Annotated in this window: 18 protein-coding genes and 3 pseudogenes; 7 read left to right on the top strand and 14 right to left on the bottom strand. The window is 73.2% G+C overall.

Annotation, left to right across the window (positions count from 1 at the left end; translation table 11 throughout):
* Positions 1-3 precede the first annotated feature (3 nt).
* The 9 genes and pseudogenes from RM590_RS01940 to RM590_RS01905 all read right to left on the bottom strand — a co-directional run bounded on the left by RM590_RS01940 (position 4) and on the right by RM590_RS01905 (position 4,427).
* Positions 4-282: a gas vesicle protein K gene (locus RM590_RS01940; RefSeq protein ID WP_311702540.1), complete on the bottom strand. Its 279-nt coding sequence runs from the start codon at positions 280-282 to the stop codon at positions 4-6.
* A complete protein-coding gene (locus RM590_RS01935; RefSeq protein WP_311702825.1) occupies positions 279-506 on the bottom strand; it encodes a gas vesicle protein in 228 nt (75 codons plus the stop codon). Before RM590_RS01935 ends, RM590_RS01940 begins: the two co-directional genes overlap by 4 nt.
* Positions 507-593: 87 nt before the next feature.
* A pseudogene (locus tag RM590_RS01930) lies at positions 594-916 on the bottom strand (GvpL/GvpF family gas vesicle protein); the annotation flags it as partial.
* Between the two features lie 26 nt (positions 917-942).
* Positions 943-1,062: pseudogene (locus RM590_RS35935) on the bottom strand (GvpL/GvpF family gas vesicle protein); the annotation flags it as partial.
* Between the two features lie 99 nt (positions 1,063-1,161).
* Positions 1,162-1,431: a gas vesicle protein GvpG gene (locus RM590_RS01925; RefSeq protein ID WP_311702537.1), complete on the bottom strand. Its 270-nt coding sequence runs from the start codon at positions 1,429-1,431 to the stop codon at positions 1,162-1,164.
* Between the two features lies 1 nt (position 1,432).
* Positions 1,433-2,181: pseudogene (locus RM590_RS01920) on the bottom strand (GvpL/GvpF family gas vesicle protein).
* A complete protein-coding gene (locus RM590_RS01915; protein ID WP_311702824.1) occupies positions 2,178-2,357 on the bottom strand; it encodes a gas vesicle protein GvpO in 180 nt (59 codons plus the stop codon). Before RM590_RS01915 ends, RM590_RS01920 begins: the two are co-directional and overlap by 4 nt.
* Before the next feature lie 205 nt (positions 2,358-2,562).
* Complete coding sequence (locus RM590_RS01910; protein WP_311702536.1) at positions 2,563-3,228, bottom strand: response regulator transcription factor; 666 nt, start codon at positions 3,226-3,228, stop codon at positions 2,563-2,565.
* Complete coding sequence (locus RM590_RS01905; RefSeq protein WP_311702535.1) at positions 3,225-4,427, bottom strand: sensor histidine kinase; 1,203 nt, start codon at positions 4,425-4,427, stop codon at positions 3,225-3,227. The genes RM590_RS01910 and RM590_RS01905 overlap by 4 nt, the downstream gene beginning before the upstream one ends.
* 149 nt (positions 4,428-4,576) lie before the next feature.
* Between RM590_RS01905 and RM590_RS01900 the strand changes: the two genes are divergently transcribed.
* On the top strand, positions 4,577-5,134 hold the full coding sequence (locus RM590_RS01900) for a hypothetical protein (RefSeq protein WP_311702534.1): 558 nt from the start codon (positions 4,577-4,579) through the stop codon (positions 5,132-5,134).
* A gap of 12 nt (positions 5,135-5,146) precedes the next feature.
* Here the strand turns inward: RM590_RS01900 and RM590_RS01895 are convergent, their stop codons facing one another.
* The 3 genes from RM590_RS01895 to RM590_RS01885 all read right to left on the bottom strand — a co-directional run bounded on the left by RM590_RS01895 (position 5,147) and on the right by RM590_RS01885 (position 7,575).
* Positions 5,147-5,719 carry a cob(I)yrinic acid a,c-diamide adenosyltransferase gene (locus RM590_RS01895; RefSeq protein WP_311702533.1) on the bottom strand — a complete coding sequence of 191 codons (573 nt, stop codon included), beginning with the start codon at positions 5,717-5,719 and terminating at the stop codon, positions 5,147-5,149.
* 281 nt (positions 5,720-6,000) lie between these two features.
* Positions 6,001-6,756: an ABC transporter permease gene (locus tag RM590_RS01890; protein WP_311702532.1), complete on the bottom strand. Its 756-nt coding sequence runs from the start codon at positions 6,754-6,756 to the stop codon at positions 6,001-6,003.
* Positions 6,757-6,789: 33 nt separating this feature from the next.
* Positions 6,790-7,575, bottom strand: coding sequence for an ABC transporter ATP-binding protein (locus RM590_RS01885; protein WP_311702531.1), 786 nt, complete (start codon positions 7,573-7,575; stop codon positions 6,790-6,792).
* Between the two features lie 80 nt (positions 7,576-7,655).
* Here RM590_RS01885 and RM590_RS01880 point away from each other — a divergent pair, with 80 nt between their 5' ends.
* From RM590_RS01880 to RM590_RS01865, 4 genes are all read left to right on the top strand, one after another.
* The gene (locus RM590_RS01880; protein ID WP_311702530.1) at positions 7,656-8,294 is read left to right on the top strand and encodes a TetR/AcrR family transcriptional regulator; all 639 of its coding nucleotides are present in this window, start codon (positions 7,656-7,658) and stop codon (positions 8,292-8,294) included.
* Positions 8,295-8,815: 521 nt separating this feature from the next.
* Positions 8,816-9,664 (top strand): 3-hydroxyacyl-CoA dehydrogenase family protein, encoded by an 849-nt coding sequence (locus RM590_RS01875; RefSeq protein WP_311702529.1) that lies wholly within the window; start codon positions 8,816-8,818, stop codon positions 9,662-9,664.
* Between the two features lie 153 nt (positions 9,665-9,817).
* On the top strand, positions 9,818-10,111 hold the full coding sequence (locus RM590_RS01870; protein ID WP_311702528.1) for an STAS domain-containing protein: 294 nt from the start codon (positions 9,818-9,820) through the stop codon (positions 10,109-10,111).
* A gap of 115 nt (positions 10,112-10,226) precedes the next feature.
* A complete protein-coding gene (locus RM590_RS01865; RefSeq protein WP_311702527.1) occupies positions 10,227-12,530 on the top strand; it encodes an ATP-binding protein in 2,304 nt (767 codons plus the stop codon).
* A gap of 13 nt (positions 12,531-12,543) precedes the next feature.
* Here RM590_RS01865 and nucS read toward each other — a convergent pair whose 3' ends face one another.
* Both nucS and RM590_RS01855 read right to left on the bottom strand, forming a co-directional pair.
* Positions 12,544-13,218, bottom strand: coding sequence for an endonuclease NucS (gene nucS, locus RM590_RS01860; RefSeq protein WP_311702526.1), 675 nt, complete (start codon positions 13,216-13,218; stop codon positions 12,544-12,546).
* A 10-nt stretch (positions 13,219-13,228) separates the two neighbouring features.
* Positions 13,229-14,605: a cation:dicarboxylate symporter family transporter gene (locus RM590_RS01855; RefSeq protein WP_311702524.1), complete on the bottom strand. Its 1,377-nt coding sequence runs from the start codon at positions 14,603-14,605 to the stop codon at positions 13,229-13,231.
* 102 nt (positions 14,606-14,707) lie between these two features.
* Here RM590_RS01855 and RM590_RS01850 point away from each other — a divergent pair, with 102 nt between their 5' ends.
* Together RM590_RS01850 and RM590_RS01845 are read left to right on the top strand one after the other, a co-directional pair.
* Positions 14,708-16,306 (top strand): ATP-binding protein, encoded by a 1,599-nt coding sequence (locus RM590_RS01850; RefSeq protein ID WP_311702522.1) that lies wholly within the window; start codon positions 14,708-14,710, stop codon positions 16,304-16,306.
* Positions 16,303-16,977 (top strand): response regulator, encoded by a 675-nt coding sequence (locus RM590_RS01845; protein ID WP_311702521.1) that lies wholly within the window; start codon positions 16,303-16,305, stop codon positions 16,975-16,977. The genes RM590_RS01850 and RM590_RS01845 overlap by 4 nt, the downstream gene beginning before the upstream one ends.
* The last annotated feature ends 8 nt before the right edge of the window (positions 16,978-16,985 follow it).

The raw sequence follows: 16,985 nt of genomic DNA, 5'->3' as shown, positions 1-16,985 counted from the left end.
GGGCTATGGCTCCCGTGGCAGGAGTGAACCAAGCGGTCCCAGATCGAGGTTGAGATCCTCCGGGCGCAGGCCGAAGTGGTCGCGCAGCGCCGCCACGCGCTCCTCCAGCAGCATCAGCGCGGTGCCGACCCGTTCCACCTGGTCCTCGGTCAGCTCCCCGGCGTCCACCCGGCGCAGCGCCTGGCGCTCGGTGAGCTGCCGGATCAGCCCGACCAGGGTGAGCACCAGGGCGGCGAGGTCCCGGCCCACGGTGTCGCCGTCGAGGTCGACGCGGGTCGTCACAGCGGCCCGCCGTCGGCCCAGGGCGCGGGCACGCGGTCGCTGACGGAGGCGAGGAGGGCGTGCAGGGAGACCCGGATCAGCGGGACCTCCGCGATGGCGATGACCACGTCGCCGGTCACCACCACGCCGGCCGCCAGCACCCGGTCCAGCAGGTCGACCAGCGGGACGCCCAGCGGCTGGTTCGGGCCGTCGGGTCCCTGCCAGGGGACCGGCTCATGGGTCAGCACGCGCTCGCCGCCTTCCGCGAAGGAGTACGGGGCCCAGGGGCCCGTGGTCTCGATCCGCACCAGGTCGGCGATGCCCGGGGTGCGGCTCGACTCCTCGACTGCCGCCGTCAGTTGGGACGCCCGGTCGTGGTCGACCAGGTAGCGGCGTTCAGCACCTGGGGACCCTGGTCGCCGGTGAGGGCGGGGCCGTGGGGGCGCAGGCGGCGCGCCTCGGTGGCGAGGGCGCGCAGCGCGGCGTCCACGTGCTCGGCCGCGCGCCGGATGTCCTCCTGGCGCGCCTCGCGGGACCGCTGCCGGGCGCGGACCCGGTCCAGATAGGCGCGGCCGGAGCGCGGGGAGCCGGGGCGGGGCCGGGCGGCGGCTCCTCGGCGGGCGCCGGGGCGGCGGCGTACACCTTGACGCCCCACTCGGCGCGGCCCGCCACCCGGTCCAGCGCCGCCAGGAACCGGCCGCTCCCCCGGGCGATGGCCGCCGCGGCGCCCGCCTCGTCGGCGTAGAGCGTGGCCAGCGGCACGGGAACGGCCGGGGCCGTGGCGGCAGCGGCGGCCACCATGTGGTGGGCCCGGGCACAACGCTCCAGCGCGGCGCGGTCGGCCCATCAGATAGCCGCCCGCGATGCCCGCGGCGAACGCGGCCTTGGTTGCCTCGTTCATCAGTGCCTTCCGCTCGGTCTCTTCACCGGTGCCGGGGAGGCGGCCGCCAGCCGGTCGCGCAGCAGCCGCAGCAGCCGCTCCTCCTCCGCCTCGAACTCCTCGGTGCCGATCTCCCCGTCCTCCAAGACCTGGTGCAGCTCGGCCAGTTGGGCGTGCACGGGCGCCGGGTCGGTCAGTTGCCGCTCGGCGGTGTCGGCGATGCGTCCCGCCACCCACGCGGCGCCGCGCGCCGGGGCCAGCGGCAGCAGCAGTCCGGACAGCAGGACCATCTCAGGCCCCCGGCGCCATGGCCGGCCGGCCCGCGTGGTCGGACGGGACGAAGCTGAAGCAGGGCAGCGGGCCGGTCAGCCGGAGGTCCGCGTGGTCGCCGGCGGTGGCGGTACCGGACTCGGCCGCCGCCAGGAAGTCGGGCAGCGCGGCGCGGGGAACGAGGAACGAGGTGTTGCGCACGCATCCGGTCACCTCGGGGCCGGGGGCGGTGGCCTCCGCGAACGGGACGAGCCGGCGGGCCATCCGGTCCGCCGCGTCCTCCGCCGCGGACCGCAGGGCGCGCGCCGCCGCCTCGCCCAGCCGCACGCTCGTCTCGTAGCCGGCCGGCGTCGGGCGGCGTCCCGCAGCCGGCGCAGCGCGGGGTCGGCGCGGAGCAGATCGGCGAGGGAGTCCTCGACGGGGAACGCCTTGAGGTTCATCTCCAGCCGCCCGTCGAGCCGGTGGAGCGTGTCCAGAAAGGCGGGCCCGGTGAGCTGGTCGAGCACCGCCTGCTCGCCTGGCGCGACGGTGCCGAAGCGCCTCGGCAGGACGGGCCCGTCGTCGGCCAGCGCGAGCAGCGTCTCCTGGTGCGCCAGCAGATCGCGGCGGCGTGCCAGCAACTCCTCCGGGGCCTCGGAGACCACCGCGGCCAGCGGCCCGGCGCGCAGCGTGCGCAGCGGGGCCGGGGGCGCGCCGACGCCGGTGCGGCCGGGCGGCAGGGGGTGGTCGCCGCGGATGACGCCGTAGACGTAGATGCGGGGATCGGTCATGGCTCATTCCTCGTCGTCGCGGCGGCGCGAGGAGCCGCTCTTCCTGCGCCGGGCGTGCTTCTCGTTTCCGCCGTCGAGTTCGACCAGGAAGGTGGCCAGCAGGCTGGTGTGTCCGGGATGCGGGGGACCTCCAGCACGTCGACGCAGACCTGCCAGCCGTTCTCCTCGCGGGTCACCGCGGACACTCCGTCCACCTCGTGACCGGTGAGGCGGGCGAGCCGGCGGCTGGCGCGGCGCGGACCGGGGACTTCTCGCTGGACGCGGAGCGCTGGTCGGGCTTATCGGGGTGTTCTGCCATGGCATCAGTTTTCTGCGGGGCGCCCCGGACGCTCCCCGGCGGCGGCCAAACGGGGTCCGGCTCCCACGCGGGCGCGTGGCCGCTCAGGGTTCGCGCGGGCCCCGGCCCAGTTCCTGGGCGAGCACGGCGGCCTGGACGCGACTGCGCAGGCCGAGCTTGTGCAGCACGCGGCTGACGTGCGTCTTCACCGTCGCCTCCGCCATCTGGAGGCGGTCGGCGATCTGCGCGTTGGACAGGCCCTCGCCGAGCCGGTCCAGCACCTCGCGCTCGCGCGGCGTCAGCGTGCCGAGCCGGTCGGGGTCGCTCACGGGGGCGCGCGGCGCGGGGGCGGTCCGGGCGAACTCCTCGATCAGCCTGCGGGTCACGGCCGGGGCGATCAGGCCCTCGCCGGCCGCCACCGTGCGGACGGCGTCCAGCAGTTCGGCGGCGTCGCTGTCCTTCAGCAGGAACCCGCCGGCGCCCGCGCGCAGCGCGCCGAACAGGTACTCGTCGAAGTCGAACGTCGTCAGCACCAGCACCTGCGCCAGGCCCTCGCCGGCGATCCGGGCGGTGGCGGACACCCCGTCCAGCCGGGGCATCGAGAGGTCCATCAGCACCAGGTCCGGGCGCAGTTCGCGGGCGAGGCGGACCGCCTCCTCGCCGTCCGGCGCCTCGCCGGCGACCTCGATGTCCGGGGCGCTGCGCAGGATGAGCACCAGCCCCTGACGGACGGCGGCCTGATCCTCGGCGACGAGCACCCTGATGGTCATCGGCCCGCACTCCTTCGATCCGTGGGAAGCCGTTCGGCGAGGGGGAGTTCGGCCCGCACCCGCCACCGGCCGGCGGGCTCGGGGCCGGCCGAGAACGCGCCGTTCAGCAACTCGACGCGCTCCCGCATCCCGATCAGGCCGGCGCCCGAGCCCGGCGCGCGCGACGGCGTGCGCTCGTCGAACGGGCTGGTGACGGTGACCGTGAGGGCGTCGGCGTCCTGGTGCAGGGTCACGGTGACCTCGCCGGGCGCGGCGTGCTTGACTGCGTTGGCCAGCGACTCCTGGACGATGCGGTACGCGGCCAGCTCGACGGGCGCGGGCGGCCGGGGCACGTCCGGCGGGCGCTCGTCGTGGCCGGCGAACCGCAGCCGGCCCGGCGCGCCGTCGCGTTCGGCCCGGCGCAGCAGCGTGTCCAGCGCGTCCAGGGTGGGTGACGCCTCGACGGCCCGGCCGCCGCCGGCCTCGCGCAGGAGTCCGATGAGGCGGCGCATCTCGGCCAGGCCCTGGGTGCTGTTCTCCCGGATGACGGTCAGGGCGTCGCGGGAGGTGCCCGGCTCGTCCAGGGACAGCGCGGCCGTGGAGTGGATGGCGATCGCGGACAGGTGGTTGGCCACCCGGTCGTGCAACTCCCGTGCCATCCGGGACCGTTCGGCGGCGATCGCCTGGACCCGGTCCATCTCGGCGAGCAGCGCGGTCTGCTCCGCGCGCAGCCGCTCGGCGGCGGCCTCCTCGCGGTGGTCGCGGATGATCAGCCCGGTCCAGGCCGGGGCCGCGGTGACGCCGGCGCACAGCACGCCCAGCAGCAGCGCCTGCGGCTGGCGCAGCCAGGCCAGGGTGCCGATCGTGACGGCGATGGAGAGCACCACGCTGCCGGAGACCACCGTCCGGCCCAGCCGCGCGGACCCGTAGAGGACGGCCGCGTAGACCACGTCGCTGAGCATGATGACGACGGCGAGCAGCCCGCCGGCGAGGGCGTCGACGACCACCGCGGTGAACGCCAGCGGCAGCGCCCATGGCGGCGCGGTGCGGCGCAGCAGCTCGGCGCCGCACATCATCAGCAGCCCGATCAGCACCGCGGGGCCGTGGTCGCGGCCCGGGGTGACGGTGTAGAGGCCGAGTGCGATGGCGAGCAGGCCGCCGGCCAGGCCCGCCGCCGCGATCCACACGTCGTGGCGGTGGGGGCGGGCCGGGCTGCGCATGGGTCCATCACAGCACGTCGGGGCGGTCCCGGGGACCGTCGGTCGGTGTACATCGAACGGTGCAGGGGCGGCGCGCGGAATCCTCTGCCGGGCCGACGAGACGGGCGCCGACGGGCGGCCAGCCTGGAGAGGTCTGGGAGGAGCCCACCGTGATCGTCACGCTGATCGTCGCCGCCGAGTTCGCCTTCTGGGCGGTGCTGGCCGCCGGTCTCACCACGCGTTATCTGCTGCGCCGGCCCCGGCTGGGCGGCGCGCTGCTGCTGTGCGTGCCGCTGATCGACGTGGTGCTGCTGGCCGCGACCGTGGTGGACCTGCGGCGCGGCGCCGAGCCGTCCGCCGCGCACGGGCTGGCCGCCCTCTATCTCGGCTTCACCGTGGCCTATGGGCACTACATGGTGAGGTGGGCCGACGGGTACGCGGCCCATTGGCTTGGCGGGGGGCCGAAGCCCGCGAAGCCGCCCCGTTACGGGCGGGCGCGGGCCCGGCACGAGTGGCGGATCTGGTCGATGACGCTGGTCGGTTCGCTGATCGGGGTGGCGGTGCTCCAGGCGATGATCTGGGGCATCGACACCCCGGACGGCACGGACACGCTGCGCGGCTGGCAACTGGTGGCCCTGCGGGTGCTGGGCATCCACGGGCTCATCGCGCTGAGCTACACGCTGTGGCCGGGCCGTCCGAAGGAGGGCGTTTCGGTGGAGAAGCCGTGACGGGGACCCCCGTCAGCGGTTCTCGCCGGGGACCCACAGGATGTCGCCGGTCTCCTTGTTGGCCGTGCGGGCCAGGATGAACAGCAGGTCGGAGAGCCGGTTGAGGTAGGTGGCGGTGAGCTGGTTCATGGTGTCGCCGTGCGCTTCCAGCGCCGCCCAGGTGGCGCGTTCGGCGCGGCGGACGACGGTGCACGCCTGGTGCAGCAGGGCCGCGCCGGGGGTGCCGCCGGGGAGGATGAAGCTGCGCAGCTTTTCCAGATCGGCCAGGAAACGGTCGCAGTCGGCCTCCAGCCGGTCGATATAGCTCTGTTCGACGCGCAGCGGTGGGTGGTCCGGGTTCTCCACCACGGGGGTGGCGAGGTCGGCGCCGACGTCGAAGAGGTCGTTCTGCACCCGGACGAGCACGGTGCGGACGTCGTCCGGCAGCTCGCCGAGGGCCAGCGCCGTGCCGATGACGGCGTTGGCCTCGTTCGCGTCGGCGTAGGCGGCGATCCGCAGGTCGGTCTTGGCCGTGCGGCTCATGTCGCCCAGGGCGGTGGTGCCGGAGTCTCCGGTACGGGTGTAGATCCGCGTGAGGTTGACCATGCCGAGAGCCTAACGGGGGCCCGGCGGGTCTGTCGTTTGGATCTCCGTGGATCAGGCTGCGTCGTCTGGCTCCCCCAGGCCCTTGGGGGCCTGGGAGGTACCCCCATGTATGGCAAGGCGCCGGATCGCAGCTCGTACGGATGGGGGCACCTCCCAGCCGCCAGGCTGGGGGACGTACTCGCGCGATTCGGCAACGCAGCCTGGGGGCACCTCCCGGACGGAGTCTGGGGGAGGGATGCCAGGGGGCGCGGCCCCGCGGAGATCCAGACGACAGGCCCGGGTCAGGCCCCGGCCTTGCGGAAGAGCTGGGTGCCCAGGGTGACGGAGACGGCCGTCAGCGCGGCGGCCACCAGCACGCCCAGCGCGAGCGTGCCGTCGCCGTAGTCGCCGACGAACGCCGCGCGGACGGCGTCCACCAGGTAGCGGAACGGCACGATGTGCGAGATCACGTCCAGCCAGGCGGGGGCCAGGGCCATGGGCAGCAGGATGCCGGAGAGCAGCATCGCGGGCAGGTTGATGGAGTTGATGACGGGGGCGAACTCCTGAACGGTGTTGACCCGCATCGCGAAGGCGTAGGACAGCGAGGCCAGCGAGACGGCCAGCGCGCCGACGAGGAGGAAGCCGATCGCGACGCCGATCACCGGAGCCCGCAGGCCGAACGCGACCCCGGCGAGCACCAGGATCAGGGACTGGACCATGAGCTGGAGGGCGTCGCGCAACACCCGGCCGAGGAGCAGGGCGAGCCGGCTGACGGGCGTGACCCGCATCCGTTCGACGATGCCGAGCTGCTTCTCCATGATGATGCCGAATCCGGCGAACGCGGCGCCGAACAGGCCGAGTTGGACGAGCAGTCCGGGCACCAGCGTCTGCCAGGAGTCGCCGTCGCCGCCCAGCGGCACGTCTTCGAGCAGCGGCCCGAAGAAGGCGAGGAAGAGCATGGGCTGGAGGAGCCCGAATATCAGGCTGATCCGGGAGCGCAGGGTCTGCCGGACATAGCGGCCGAAGATCAGTCCGGTATCGGAGAGCACGGTGGACATGGCTGAGCTGATTCCCCTTGAGGTGGTGGTGGGCTACAGGGCGACCGGCGCGAGGTCGTCCTGCTTCGGGCCGCGACCGGTGATGGCGATGAAGGTGTCCTGGAGGGTGGCGTCCGGCGAGCCGCCGAACCGGGTCTTGAGCTCGGCCGGGGTGCCCTCGGCGACGATCCGGCCCCCGTCGACGATGATCAGCCGGTCGGAGAGGGCGTCCGCCTCGTCCAGGTAGTGGGTGGTGAGGAAGACGGTGGTGCCCTGCTCCTCGCGGATGCGGCGGACCAGGTCCCACAGGTCGGCGCGGCTGCCGGGGTCCAGGCCGGTGGTGGGCTCGTCGAGGAAGAGGATGTCGGGCCGGTGGGTGAGGGCCATGGCGATGTCGAGGCGGCGCTTCTGGCCGCCGGACAGCTCGGAGCACTTGCGGTCCAGCAGGCCGGTGAGGTCGAGGTCGGCGGCCAGTTCGTCGGTGCGGGTGACGGCATCCGCCTTGGACAGCCGGTAGAAGCGCCCCTGGATGGTCAGTTCGTTGCGCACGGTCTCGCTCGGGTCCACGCCGCTGGACTGAGCGACGTAGCCGATGCGCTGCCGCACGGCCGCCGGGTCGCGGGCCAGGTCGTGACCGGCGACGGTCGCGGTGCCGCGGGTGGGCGCCAGCAGGGTGGTCAGCATCCGCAGCGTGGTGCTCTTGCCGGCGCCGTTGGGCCCGAGGAAGCCGAGGATCTCGCCCGGCTCGACGGACATGTCGATGCCGGTGACCGCCTCCACCGTGCCGCGCTTGGTCTGGAAGGTACGGGCGAGGCCGTGAGTCGTGAGGATCGGGGACATGCGCTCAAGAAAAGCAGGGCAACTTAAAAATTGCAATGTCTCCAAGTTTTCAGTCGGTCAAGGATGGCTACGATGACGGCATGGCCGGGCTGAGGGAACGCAAGAAGCAGCAGACCAGACAGCACATCTCCGATGTGGCGACCGGGCTGTTCCTGGAACGCGGCTTCGACGAGGTCACGGTCGCGGAGGTCGCCGAGGCGGCCGACGTCTCGGTCAACACCGTGTACAACTACTTCCCGGCCAAGGAGGACCTGTTCCTGGACCGGGAGGAGGAGGTCATCCAGCGGCCCTCCGAGCGCGTCCGGCGGCGGGCGCCGGGGGAGTCGGCGGCCGAGGCGGTGCTGCGCGGCCTGCGGCAGGACATCGAGGAGCGGGCGCCCTGGGTCGGGCTGAACGAGGGTTACCACCGCTTCATGCGGATCGCGTACAGCTCGCCGGCCCTGATGGCGCGGATGATGCGCATGATGCACGCGACCACGGTGCGGCTCGCCGAGACGCTCGCCGAGGAGGCCGGCGCGGAGCCGGACGACCACGTTCCGGAGATCACCGCGGGTCTGCTCATGCAGATGCAGGCGGTTGTGTACCGCACGGCGGGCCAGTGCGCGATGGACCACAGGTCGCCGGACGAGACCGCCCGGCTGATGCTGGAGAAGCTGGACACCGCCGAGTCGCTGCTGAGCGAGCGGGTGCTGGACTACGCCCGGCGCCCGGCGGAGTAGGTCGCGCGCCGCGTGCCGTGCGCCCGGGTGGCGCCTCAACGCCCCTGCCCGGCGGGGGAGGTGACGTTCCGGCGGCCGGGGCGGGGCGGTCGGGGCGGCTGCGGCGGGTGTCACCTGATATTTCCGAGGACGCCCCGGCTTTCGGGCCGGGGAGGGATCGGACCCCTGTGGAGCAGGGTAAGGAACGGGGTTTCGCCGCCAGGTCGGAAGACCGCCCACAGGAGTGGGTAAGCTGCACGCTGTGCGTTGCGAGAACCAAGCGCGTACGCCGTGCCGGTCGAGAACCAAGACGGCACACCCGAGCTCTGCTCAACAAACCGGGCAGGTTCCGTCCCGGCTGGTGTTGATGGAGTAAGACCTTGCAGGTCGCTGGCCTGTGGGGCTTCCTGAGCCAGGAATCCCCCTACTTCAGAGCTGGGGGAGGGTTCAAATGGTGACGCGTGTCTCTTCCGCACCCACAACGGGCCGCCTGTCGCTAGGGTCTGGGGTTCCCGGCTGGTATGCATCGAAGGAGATCACACGTGGCCAGGAAGCTCGCCGTCATCGGGGCCGGACTCATGGGGTCCGGCATCGCCCAGGTCGCCGCGGTGGCCGGCTGGGACGTGACCCTGCGCGACATCACCGAGGACGCCCTCGGCCGCGCCCGGGACGGCATCGAGGCGTCGCTGGCCAAGTTCGTCGCGAAGGGGAAGACGACGGAGGAGGACGCCGGCGCCGCGCTGGGCCGGATCACCACGACCACCGACCTGGACGCCGCGGCCGACGCGGACATCGTCGTGGAGGCCGTCTTCGAGGACGTCGAGGTCAAGCGCGAACTGCTGCGCACCCTCGACGGCCTGGTGCAGGACTCCACCGTCCTGGCGTCCAACACCTCCGCCATCCCCATCACCAAGCTCGCCGCCGCCACCCGGCACCCCGAGCGCGTGGTGGGCACCCACTTCTTCTCGCCGGTGCCCCTGATGGCCCTGTGCGAGTTGGTCCGCGGTCACCGGACCAGCGACGAAACGCTCGCCGCGGCCCGGGAGTTCGCCGAATCCACCGGCAAGACCTGCATCGTCGTGGAACGGGACGTGGCCGGCTTCGTCACCACCCGGCTGATCTCCGCCCTGCTGATGGAGGCCATCAGCCTCTACGAGTCCGGGGTGGCCAGCGCGGAGGACATCGACAACGCCTGCCGCCTCGGCTTCGGCCACGCCATGGGCCCCCTGGCCACCGCCGACCTCACCGGCGTGGACGTCCTGCTGCACGCCGTGGAGAACATCTACGGCGAGTCGCGCGACGGCAAGTTCGCCCCGCCGGAGCTGATGCGGCGCATGGTCGACGCCGGGGCCCTCGGCCGCAAGAGCGGACAGGGCTTCTACCAGTACTGACCAGGCAGTACGGATCAAGCGGTATTGATCACGCCTGATCACCTTCCCGGGTGATTTCGGTATCGGTTTGAACACAGACAGCAACTCGTAGCTCACGAGAGCTGTCAGATTTATCAGTCATTGACAGTCGTCCCAGGGGAGCGGGGAGCGTATATGCACATCAAGGGCGACCACGCGGAGCTGGTCGTCGGCGGCCGTCTGGACGTGCGCAGCGCGGCGGACGCCCGAATGGCGCTTCACCGCGCCGTGGACGCGGGGCAGGGGGATCTCGTGCTCGACCTCAAGGGGCTCGACTCGTGCGACGCCACGGGACTGGGCGTCATCATGGGCGTGCACCGCCGGGCGGGCCGGTGCGGCAGGCGGCTGGTGCTGCGCGACGTGCCGCCGCACATGCAGCGCGTGCTGGTGGCCACCCGACTCCACCGCATTCTCACGATTGCCCCTTAAATCCCCAGAAGTTTCCCGCAGGTTGAGCGCCTCCGGCCATGAGGTGCGGCAGCGGCGGCGGTAGCGTTGGCTCCCACAGGCGGCCTGGCCGCACCGCTTCCGAGAGACACTGACCATGGACCTCAATCACCCGGCCGGAGGTGCCGCCGACGGCGCCGCACGGCCCGTCGAGCTGGTCGCGGGTGACTTCCTGCTCACCGTCAATCCGGTGGACGGCAGCGAAATCGAGTCCTGCCCGCCCGGCCGCCGCCCCATCGTGCCGCGCCGTGTCCCGGCCGACGGCGAGGACGGGGCCCAGCCACCGGTGGCCCCGCTGCTGGAGCGCGACGAGGAACGGCACCGGCTGTACCGGCTGCTGGCCCGCGGCCGTTCCGTCCGGCTCGCCGGGCCCTCGGGCACCGGCCGCACCGCGCTGCTGACCGCCGTGGCCCGCGACTGCGCGGACCTCGCGCCCGACGGCGTCATACGGCTGAGCGGCTACCGGCGCACCGGCAAGGACCTGCTCCAGGAGCTGTACGCCGCCGTCCACCACACCCCGGCCTATCGCCCCGGCCCCACCGAACTGGCCGCCGCCCTGCGGGAGATCGGCGCCGTCGTCATCCTCGACGACATCGAGTTCGGCGGGGCCGCGCTGGGCGAGCTGCTGGAGGCCACCCCGGAGTGCGCGTTCCTCATCGCCGCCCAGCCGGGCGTGCCCGGACCCGCGGCCGACTCGGGGCTGGAGGAGATATTCCTCTCCGGCCTCAGCCGCACCGCCTCCCTCGAACTGCTCGAACTCGCCATCGGCCGGCCCCTCGACGAGGCCGAGACCGACCGGGCCGCCGACCTCTGGTTCGAAACGGAGGGCCTGCCGCTGCGGTTCGTGCAGGCCGCCGCCGTGCTGCGGCGCCGCGTCGCCGGCGCCGGGCCCCAACTGCCCAACGCCGCCACCCTCACCGTCACCCTCGCCCGCGGGCTGACCGAGGGCGCCCGCGAGATCCTGCGGTACGCCGTCGCCCTCGGCGGCGAGGTGCCCGGCCCGGCCCGGCTGCCCGCCCTCACCGGCTACCCGGACGCCGCCACCGACTACGCCTCCCTGCTGGCCAGCGGCCTGCTCACCGCCGTCGGCACCCGCCACCGGCTCGCCTCCGGCGCGATCGCCGACCTCCTCGCGGCCAGCTACGGCGACGCCTCCGCCGACCGCGCGCTCACCGCCGCCCAGCACTACACCTGGTGGCTCGGCCAGCCCGGCCTCGACCCGGCCGAGGCCGCCGCCGAGGCGGAGGCGCTGCTCGCCGTCGTCCAGTACGCCCAGCGCGCCGGACACGCGGCGGCCGTGGCGAGCCTGGTCCGCGTCGCCGCCCCGCTGCTCGCCGCGACGCAGCGCTGGAGCGCGTGGGAACGCGTGCTGCGCACCGGCCAGGAGGCGGCCCGCACCGTGGGCGAGGTTGCCCAGCAGGCGTACTTCCACCACGAGTTGGGCGTGCTGGCCATCGTTCAGGGCCAACACGCGCGGGCCCGCGCCGAGTTGGAGGCGTCCATCGCGCTGCGCGGCGTGCTCTCCGACGTCGGCGGCACGGTCGCCGGCCGGCGCGCGCTCGCCCTCGTCGAGGATCTGACCTCGCCCCGGGCACCGGTCACCCCGGCGCAGGGCGTTCCGGTGCCGGCGCTGCCCGCCCCGGCCGCGCCGGGCTCCGAGGACCTGACCCAGGTCATCCCCCGGGCGGAGCCCGGAAGCCCGGTGGCGCGGATCCCCCGGGCGCCCCGCCGTAACGCCGTCGCCGCCATGGCGGGCACGGCGCTGCTGGCGCTGCTCGGCACGGTCGTCGCGTTCGGCCTCAGCTCCTCGGGCGAGACGGACGACTCCGACCCGGACGAGGGCCGCGAGACCGCGCCCGTCACCATCCAGGACGACACGGAGACCGAGGACTCGGAGCCGAGCGAGGACCCCACCAGCCGTTCCCCCGAGGCCAGCGAGAGCCCCACCGCCTCGGAGTCCCCCAGCCCCTCGGAGTCCCCCGACGCGGAGGATCCCCCGGTGATCGCCGAGGAGCCGCCCGCGGAGGAGCCCACCGACGAGGAGACGACCACAGGCGGCGTCACGGACGACCCGTCGGACGAGGAGACGACTCCGCCCGGCAGTAACGGGGGTTCGTCCTCGAACGGCGGCGACGGCGGCGACGCGACCGGGGACACCGGCGGTTCGACGGACGGCGCGGACGGTGGCACCGATCCGGGCACGTCGACGGGCACGGAAGGCGGCACGGACCAGGGCACGTCCGACGGCTCGACCGGCGAAACGGACGCCGGCGCCGTCGAGGGCGGCGGCGAGGCCACCGGCGGGGACACCACGGGCGAGCCGCCGCCGGAGACCACCGACCACCCGGAGCCCACCTCCGCCGACACATCGACGTCGACGGAGGCGGGCGGCACCGGCTGAGCCGGCTGCCTGCCTAGAACAGCCGCAGCTTGTCGTCCTCCACGCCGCGCAGGGCGTCGTAGTCCAGCGTGACGCAGCGGATGCCGCGGTCCGTCGCCAGCGTGCGGGCCTGCGGCTTGATCTCCTGCGCCGCGAACACCCCCTGCACGGGCGCCAACAGCGGGTCGCGGTTGAGCAGTTCGAGATAGCGGGTCAACTGCTCGACGCCGTCGATCTCGCCACGCCGCTTGATCTCCACGGCGATCGTCCCGCCGTCCGCGTCCCGGCCCAGGATGTCCACCGGCCCGATCGCCGTGGGGTATTCGCGCCGGATCAGGGACCAGCCCTCGCCCAGCGTCTCCATCCGGTCCGCCAGCAGCTCCTGGAGGTGCGCCTCCACGCCGTCCTTGATCAGGCCGGGGTCGACGCCCAGTTCGTGCGAGGAGTCGTGCAGGATCTCCGCCATCGTGATGATGAGCTTCTCGCCGCCCTTGTTCTGCACGGTCCACACCGTGGCGCCGTCGCCGTCCTCGCTCTCCTTGAGCGTGCACGGCGGCGACATCCAGTTCAGGGGCTTGTAGGCCCGGTCGTCGGCGTGGATCGAGACGGACTGGTCGGCCTTGACGAGGATCAGCCGCGGAGCCAGGGGCAGATGAGCGGTGAGCCGTCCGGCGTAGTCGACCGAGCAGCGGGCGATGACGAGACGCATGGCCAACAGCCTAGAGGCTGGCGGCACCCGCTCCGACCGGCTCGGGCGCGGGGGCGTCCGGCACCTCGCCGTGCGGCTCGGCCGCGAGCGTCGACTCGTCGAACGGCGCCTTCCCGCCCAGCACTTCGCGCATCCGCGCCTTGTCGACCTCCTTCGTCCAGGTGCCGATGACGACCGTCGCCACCGCGTTCCCCGCGAAGTTGGTCAGCGCCCGCGCCTCGCTCATGAAGCGGTCGATACCGACGATCAGGCCCACGCCGTCCAGCAGTTCGGGCCGGTGCGACTGGAGACCGCCCGCCAGGGTGGCCATGCCCGCGCCGGTGACGCCCGCCGCGCCCTTCGAGGCGATGATCATGAACGCGAGCAGCGAGACCTGCTCGCCCAGCGACAACGGGTCGCCCATTACCTCGGCGATGAACAGCGAGGCCATGGTGAGGTAGATGGCCGTGCCGTCGAGGTTGAACGAGTAGCCCGTCGGCACCGTGATCCCGACCACCGGCTTGCTGACGCCCGCGTGCTCCATCTTCGCGATCAGGCGCGGCAGCGCGGACTCCGACGAGGAGGTGGACAGGATCAGCAGGAACTCCCGGCCCAGATACCGCAGCAGGGAGAAGATGTTGATCCCGGCAACCAGCCGCAGCAGCAGCCCGAGGATCACGAACACGAAGATCAGACACGTCGCGTAGAAGCCGATCATGATCACCGCGAGCGAGCGCAGCGCGTCCACGCCCGTCTCGCCGACCACCGCGGCGATCGCGCCGAACGCGCCCACCGGCGCCGCCCACATGATCATGCCGAGGATCCGGAAGACCAGCCGCTGGATGTGCCCCACCCCGCGCAGCACCGGCTCCCCGGCCGGTCCCATCGCCTGGAGCGCGAACCCCACCAGCAGCGCGACCAGCAGGGTCTGGAGGACCTCGCCCTCGGTGAACGAGGAGACCATCGTCGTCGGGATGATGCCCAGCAGGAAGTCCACGGTGGACTCGCTGGCGCCCTCCGCCTGCTCGGCACCGGCGCTGGCCACCTCGCTGGTGATGTGCAGCCCGGAGCCGGGCTCCAGCAGGTTGCCCACCAGCAGGCCGGCCGCCAGCGCCAGCGTGGACATCACCATGAAGTAGCCGAGGGCCAGGCCGCCCACCGCGCCGACCTTCGCCGCCTTGCGCACCGATCCGATGCCGAGCACGATCGTGCAGAAGATCACCGGCGAGATCATCATCTTGATCAGGTTCACAAAGCCGGTGCCCAGCGGCTTCAGCTCCGTGCCCACATCCGGGGCCGCGAGGCCCACGGCGATGCCCGCGGCGACGGCCGCGATCACGGCGATGTACAGGTAGTGAGTGCGGTCACGTTTCCGCGTAGGCTTCGGCCCGGTGTTCACTGCAGCCACGGCAACTTCTCCTCGTCCTCGTGGAGTGAGCTTCCGGAACTATCCACCTCCCTGTGACAGCGGTCACCTTTGCGTTCATTTAGTTCACGGCACACTGGGCGCATGCCCGTCGTCGGTCTGCCCCGTCCCCGCAGCCTGGCCGGCCAGCTCTTCGCCATGCAGGTGGTCCTGGTCGCCCTGGTGGTGGCAGGGTGCGCCGTGTTCGCATATGTGACCGACCGCGAACAGGCCGAGAACGCGGCCCGCGACCAGGTCACGGCCGCGGCGCGCGCCATCGCCGAGTCGCCCTCGGTCAGTGAGGCGATCCGTTCCGGGGATCCCAGCGCCCGCCTCCAGCCGTACGCCGAGGACGTCCGCGAGAGCCTCGGCATCACGTTCGTCACGATCATGGACCCCGCCGGCATCCGGTGGACGCACCCCAATCCGAAGCTGATCGGCGAGCCGTTCCTCGGCCACATCGCCGAGGCGCGGGACGGCCGCACGTTCACCGAGACCTACACGGGCACGCTCGGCCCGTCCGTCCGCGTCGTGACCCCCATCACCGACGACGGCCGGACCGTGGGCCTGGTGAGCGCCGGGCTCGCCGTGGAGAAGATCGGCGAGCGGCTGGGCCGGCAGGTCGCCGCCCTGATCGCGGTGGCCGTCGCCGCCGTCCTGCTGGGCGGCCTGGGCACCTGGGCGGTCAACGCCCGGCTGCGCCGCCACACCCACGGCATGAACGCCGCCGAGCTCGGCCGCCTGCACGACTACCACCAGGCGAGCCTGCACGCCGTCCGCGAGGGCCTGCTGCTGCTCGACGGCGAGGGCCGCATCGCGCTGATCAACGACGCCGGACGGGACCTGCTGGGCCTGTCCGGCGACGTCGTGGGCCGCCCGGCCGCCGGTCTCGGCCTGCCCGAGCCGCTGACCGCGGCGCTGCTGTCCGCCGAGCCGCGCGTGGACGAGGTGCACATCACCGACGAGCGCATCGTCGTCCTCAACACCTCGCCCGTCTCCGGCGGCGAGCAGCACGGCACCGTGGTCACCCTGCGCGACCACACCGAACTCCAGGCGCTGACCGGGGAGTTGGATACCGTGCGCGGCTTCGCCGAGGCGCTGCGCGCGCAGGCGCACGAGGCCGCCAACCGGCTGCACGCCATCGTCTCGCTCATCGAGCTGGGGCGCCCGGCGGAGGCCGTCGAGTTCGCCACGGAGGAGCTGGAGCTGGCGCAGGCCCTCACCGACCAGGTCGTCGGCGCGGTCGGCGAGCCGGTGCTGGCCGCCCTGCTGCTCGGCAAGGCCGCCCAGGCGAACGAACGCGGCGCCGAGCTGGTCCTCACCCCCGACAGCCGCATCGACGACGGCGTGCTGCCCGGCACTCTGGCGGCCCGGGACCTGGTCACCATCCTTGGGAACCTCGTCGACAACGCCATCGACGCGGCCGTGGACGCGGCCACCGCCGCCGGTCCCGCCGCCCGGATCACCGTCACCGCGCGGGCCGCCGACGGCGAGCTGCTGCTGCGGGTGACCGACACCGGACCCGGCCTGTCCCCGGCGGCGGCCGACGCCGCGTTCACCCGGGGCTGGACCACCAAGAGCGAGGGCCGGGGCCTCGGTCTGGCGCTCGTCCGTCAGGCCGTGCGCCGCAACGGCGGTACCGTCGAGGCGGCCGGCGCCACGTTCACCGTCCGGCTGCCCCTGCGCACGGAGGTGCCCGCGTGATCCGTGTCCTGGTCGTCGAGGACGATCCGCTCGCCGCCGACGCGCATCGGCAGTACGTCGAGCGCGTCACGGGGTTCACGGTGCTCGGCACGGCGCACTCCGCCGCCGAGGCGCACCGCCTGCTGGAGCGCACCCCCGTGGACCTGCTGCTGCTCGACCTCTACCTGCCGGACGGCCACGGCCTGGGCCTGCTCCGCTCGCTACGGGCCGCCGGGCACGCCGCGGACGTCATCGCGGTCACCTCGGCCCGCGATCTGGCCGTGGTCCGGGAGGGCGTCTCGCTGGGTGTCGTGCAGTACGTCCTCAAGCCGTTCGCGTTCGCCACGCTCCGCGACCGCCTCGTCCGGTACGCCGAGTTCCGCGCGGCGGCGGGCGAGGCCAGCGGACAGGAGGAGGTGGACCGGGCGCTGGCCACGCTGCGCGCCCCGCAGCCGCCGACCCTGCCCAAGGGCATGAGCGGGCCCACCCTGGAGGCCGTGATCCGCGTGCTGCGCGCCTGTCCCGACGGCATCACGGCCGGCGCGGCTGGCACGGCGGCGGGCATCTCACGGATCACGGCCCGCCGTTATCTGGAACACCTCGTGACCACCGGACGCGCCGAACGCACGCCCCGCTACGGCAGCGTGGGCCGCCCCGAGCTCAGCTACCGCTGGCGGGCCGAACGCCGCTGAGCCCATGG

This window comes from Streptomyces litchfieldiae, assembly GCF_031845365.1.
GTDB lineage: Bacteria > Actinomycetota > Actinomycetes > Streptomycetales > Streptomycetaceae > Streptomyces > Streptomyces litchfieldiae.
The sequence above is the reverse complement of the archived record's forward strand: the minus strand, read 5'-3'. Positions and strand labels throughout refer to the sequence as shown.